Source organism: Mycolicibacterium vinylchloridicum (genome assembly GCF_013404075.1).
GTDB lineage: Bacteria > Actinomycetota > Actinomycetes > Mycobacteriales > Mycobacteriaceae > Mycobacterium > Mycobacterium vinylchloridicum.
Genome location: NZ_JACBJQ010000133.1, coordinates 1 through 4,166, shown reverse-complemented (window position 1 = coordinate 4,166; position 4,166 = coordinate 1). Strand labels below are relative to the sequence as shown.

3 protein-coding genes are annotated in these 4,166 nt (G+C 64.9%); all 3 read right to left on the bottom strand.

Going from position 1 to position 4,166, the window contains the following annotated elements:
• Nucleotides 1-281: 281 nt before the first annotated feature.
• Nucleotides 282-1,511 carry a hypothetical protein gene (locus HPC46_RS33865; RefSeq protein ID WP_179476360.1) on the bottom strand — a complete coding sequence of 410 codons (1,230 nt, stop codon included), beginning with the start codon at nt 1,509-1,511 and terminating at the stop codon, nt 282-284.
• A gap of 1,053 nt (nt 1,512-2,564) precedes the next feature.
• Nucleotides 2,565-2,876 carry a helix-turn-helix domain-containing protein gene (locus HPC46_RS33860; RefSeq protein WP_179476361.1) on the bottom strand — a complete coding sequence of 104 codons (312 nt, stop codon included), beginning with the start codon at nt 2,874-2,876 and terminating at the stop codon, nt 2,565-2,567.
• A gap of 5 nt (nt 2,877-2,881) precedes the next feature.
• Nucleotides 2,882-4,003, bottom strand: a complete 1,122-nt coding sequence (locus HPC46_RS33855) for a tyrosine-type recombinase/integrase (RefSeq protein ID WP_179476359.1) — start codon at nt 4,001-4,003, stop codon at nt 2,882-2,884.
• Nucleotides 4,004-4,166 lie beyond the last annotated feature (163 nt).

Here is a 4,166-nt window from a genome sequence, read left to right as displayed (position 1 = left end):
CTCCCAGATCGCGACGTTCTGGTGGTTCCTGAGGGCCGTTCGCCGCCGCTCTGAGACAGCACGGGGCCAGGACAAAACTGACCTTAAATGCGTCTCGTCGATCAATCTCCGATAGCTCTTCCAGTTCGGGGCTATCGAGGAGGACGGCGTTGGGGAGCCCGCGGAGGGATGGCGGGCCGCCCATGATGGCCGACTTCTCCGTGCGCCGCCTCGCCCACCAGCTCTGTAGCGGCGACAGTAGCTCTGAGGTTCGGCGGCGGCCTACGCATACCACGGACCGATCATGGTGGCGGTGCCGCGATCCGGGCGGCGATGTATTCGGCGCTGTCGCGGGCGGCGAGTGCAGTCCATCGGGTGGCTGTGGCGATTGATAGGCCGAGGAGCTCGGCGAGGACGGGGGCCGGTAGGTCGGCGGCGAGTGCGTTGAGTGCGCCGCCCCGCCCCGGGCGCACGTAGATGCCGATCTTGTTGGTCAGCGCAGTCGCGAGTCGGCCGGCGGAGATGTGGCTGCCGGGCCGGGCTCCGGGGAACAACCACGCCAAAGCCTCTGGTCGAGCGCTTGGCTGTCGGCTGGCGCTGAGGTTGGCCAACTCGAGGGTCAGCGTGGCAAGTGGGGGCGGCAGGAGGACGGGCTGATCCCGTAGGGCCAAATAGGTGTCGGCGTCGCTGGTAGTGATGCGGTCGACGGTGAGTTCGACGATGCGGGTCGGGATTTGCCCGTAAAGAAGGACAAGCGCGCCCGCCACCCGCAGGTGCAGCGCGAGGTTGTCATCGCGCAGGCACCGGCGCAGTAGAGTCCAGCGGTCGTCGTCACCGAGGACGTGTTCGGCGAGTCCCTCCCGGCCCAGCCAGTGCACGTGCAAAGCGGCACTCAACCCGCGGGCGTGGGTCCACTTGAGGAAGTCCCGAAGCCGGCGGCGCGTGCTGGTCCCCGATTCGATCCACGTTTCGACGTCGTGCTGGGTGGCCTCGGCAAGGGTGCGGTCGTTGTTGCGCAGCCAGGCCAAGAAGTGCGCGGCGGTCTCGATGCGCGTCCTGACGTACTTCGGCGTGTTCGCGGTAGCACCGTGCCGTGCTGCGCGGCGTCTGGTCCGCGGTAGCACCGACCACTGAGCGTACGTACGCAGCGTCTGAAGTTCCTCGCGGGGCACGGTGATGAGGAAGGTATGCAGCCATGCGTCCAGGGAGTCCAGGTCGTTGTCTCGGGGCTCGATTACCCCTGTGTGCTCGAGGACTACGCGGAGGTGGCTCACCGGATTGCCCGGGGGAAGTTTGTCGAGCACCTCGTGGGAAAGTGGACGCTGCGCGGCGATGAGCTCACCGAGTATCCGCATCCATTCTGTACCGCGAATGACTTCGAGGGTTTGTTCCGGTGTGTTGTCGACGACCAGATAGTGCCAGAGCCCCTGAAGTTGATCGTCGATCTGACCGTCGGGGCCGGTTAACGTGTCGGTGACCCGTCTCTTAGCGGTGCAGGCCAAACACTGTGTGCCGCCGAGGAGTAGGTCCACTCGGCCGCAGTCATGACACGTCCAGTTGCGCCCGTCGCCGGAGCAGAGTCCACACACCCCGGCTCCGCTGTCGCCAACTCCGACGAGGGGGCGGACATGCCCGCATACGGTGCAGGGCCGCGGATGTCGTCGCAGCTGCCGCACGCACGGTCCGCAGACCCCTCCCAACGGCAGCACCGCCGCGATGGCCTTCGTGTGTTCGCAGATCGCGCACTGTCGGGGTCGGCGCGGTCCGGCCCGGCAGGTCGAGCAGACCGGCTGGCCGGAGGCACTTCCTCCAGTGCAGGGTCTGAGGCGACCGCACCCACTACACGTCGCGGTCGGCGGTACCCAACAGCGATAGCAGATCCAGGTGCCGGCGGCCCGATTAGCCACACGGGCGTGGTCCGTGACGCGGCCGCACTGATGGCACTGGTGCGTACGGCCACGTCGGTAACAGCGGGGGCAGATGGCCCCTTCGTTGGTGAGCGCGTGGGTGCGTTGATTCTCCCGGCCGCAGGACGAGCAGGTGACAAGCTTGTGCGGTCCGCAGGTCTGACAGAACGGTTTCCCGTCGACCCGATAGGCGACCCGTGCCATGGTGCCGCATCGGGTGCACGCGGTGTTGCGTGATGGATCATGACGATCGCAGCGGACACACACGATGCCTGCGCCGTCACGGCGGGCTGGTGAGCCAAGTTCACCGCAGCGCACGCAGACCTTGAGATGAGATTTGCGGTAACAGCTTCCGCAGATGCTCGCACCGTCGCGGCGGTAGGGCAATCGTTTCTGCGCTCCGCAGCCGTGGCACCGGACGGGTTGCACGGCGGGATATTCGGTGGCCAACACATCCAGCAAGGCGCGCAGTGCGGCCGGCCCAGTGGCTGATCCGGAGGTTAACGCGTCCGGGTGCGACTTCAGGTGCCGCAGCAGACCCGTTGCGTGCGCCGCCGTCAGGTTCAAGCTGTCCACGTGGGCGGTCAATCGGGCGCGGCTGGCACCAGGCAGTCGATCAGCCAAGAGGGCCGTGATCTGACCAGAGCTTTTACCGCCGTTTGGTGTCACCTGCTGGGGTCACGATCCTGGTGGGCGCCGGATGACGGTGCGGCGCACCGGCGGCGCGGTCACTGGTGTCTCCCCCACCGTCTTGGGGACCTGTGTGCTGGCAGCGGTGATCTCGATGAGTTCCTCGACGCCGACGTCGAGGATGTCGCACAACGCCGCCAGCGTGTCGAGGCTTAGGCGTTGTGGCACGGTAGTGACGAGGCGGAAGACTTGCTCGCGGGAGAGGTGGATGCCCCGCTCGGCCAGCAGCGGCACCAGGTCGGTGGTCGCATACATCTCGCGGGTTGCCATGAGTTGGCGCAGCTTCCACTGATAGGTCATTTTCCTCACGCATCGTCCCCTTCCCAGAGCGCGGAGTGTCGACTCAGCGATCGGCGGAGCATCCGGTTGCGGTACTCGTCTGAAACGCCGGTGTAGATCGCGGTCGTGGCGGCGAAGGTGTGCCCGACCTGAGTGGAGACGAACTTCTCCGGATAGTCGAATTCGATGAGGTGGGTAATATAGGAATGGCGCAGGCAATGCAGATCCAATGTCGGCTGCAGTCCTGCGGCATCACGCGCAGTGGTGAACGCCTCGTTGATGCGTCGCAGCGAGATACGGCTAGCGCGTTCGGTGACCCATAATGCGGGATGCGCGCCGATGCCGAAAGCTGGTCGAATCTCATCGCGCCACTGCTCCAGTACCGGGACGATCCAGTCCATCTCAGGGACCGTCAGCACGGTGCGCCGCTTGGGTGCACTCCCCCGCGATGACTTGCCCCACCGCACGAACACTGCGCCGTGGCGTCCGAACGAGGGAACCTTCGGGTTGTGCCGCATGTCCGCGAGATCCAGACCCCACGCCTCGCGGCGACGCAGGCCGAACGCGTAGATCGTCTTGATCAGAGCAGCATCTCGCATGGCTGCCAAGCCGCCCTTTCGTCCGTTGGCCCGGATCTGTTCGACGCGCCCGTCGGCTGCGTCGAATAGGGCTTGGATTTCGTCGTAGGTCAGTGGACGTCGACGCGGATCTCCTTCGTAGTCGGTGACGTGCACGATGGTGTTCCACTCGTGGAGCAACTGGGTGGGCGCCACCCCGAAGCGCTGCACGCATTCTGCGGTCCAGCCATAGCGGGGATCAGTCACGTACTGCAGGAACATTCGCAGCGTGGTCTCGTACAGCCGCGCGGTCGACACCACGATCGGCACGGGGCGGTGGCGGCAACTGTCGATGAACGCCTCGACGTCGGAGCACTGCCACTGCCAGGGGTACTCGTTGACGAACTCCGCGACACGACGCGCCAACTGAAGACGCGACGCAATCGTCGAGTGCTTGAGAAATCGCGTTCGCTGCTGCAACGCCCAACCCTCCAGCATGGCTTCGAACACCGCGGTCTCCGGGTCCAGATGGGTCACCCCTGGCACCAACACGAGGTGCGCAGCACCCGCCAAATCAGACCCTTCAACCACGTTGCATAGAATGCATCATTAGTACGTCAAATGCAACACCTGTTTCCGCGCTTCAGTCTTGTAGTAGTCGTGGATAATAGACAGTGGTACGGCCAAAGTTGTTGCTACTTCACAGTTAGCAGGAAGTTGCTTTAAGTCGAACCGGATGCAACTCCGCTCGGTT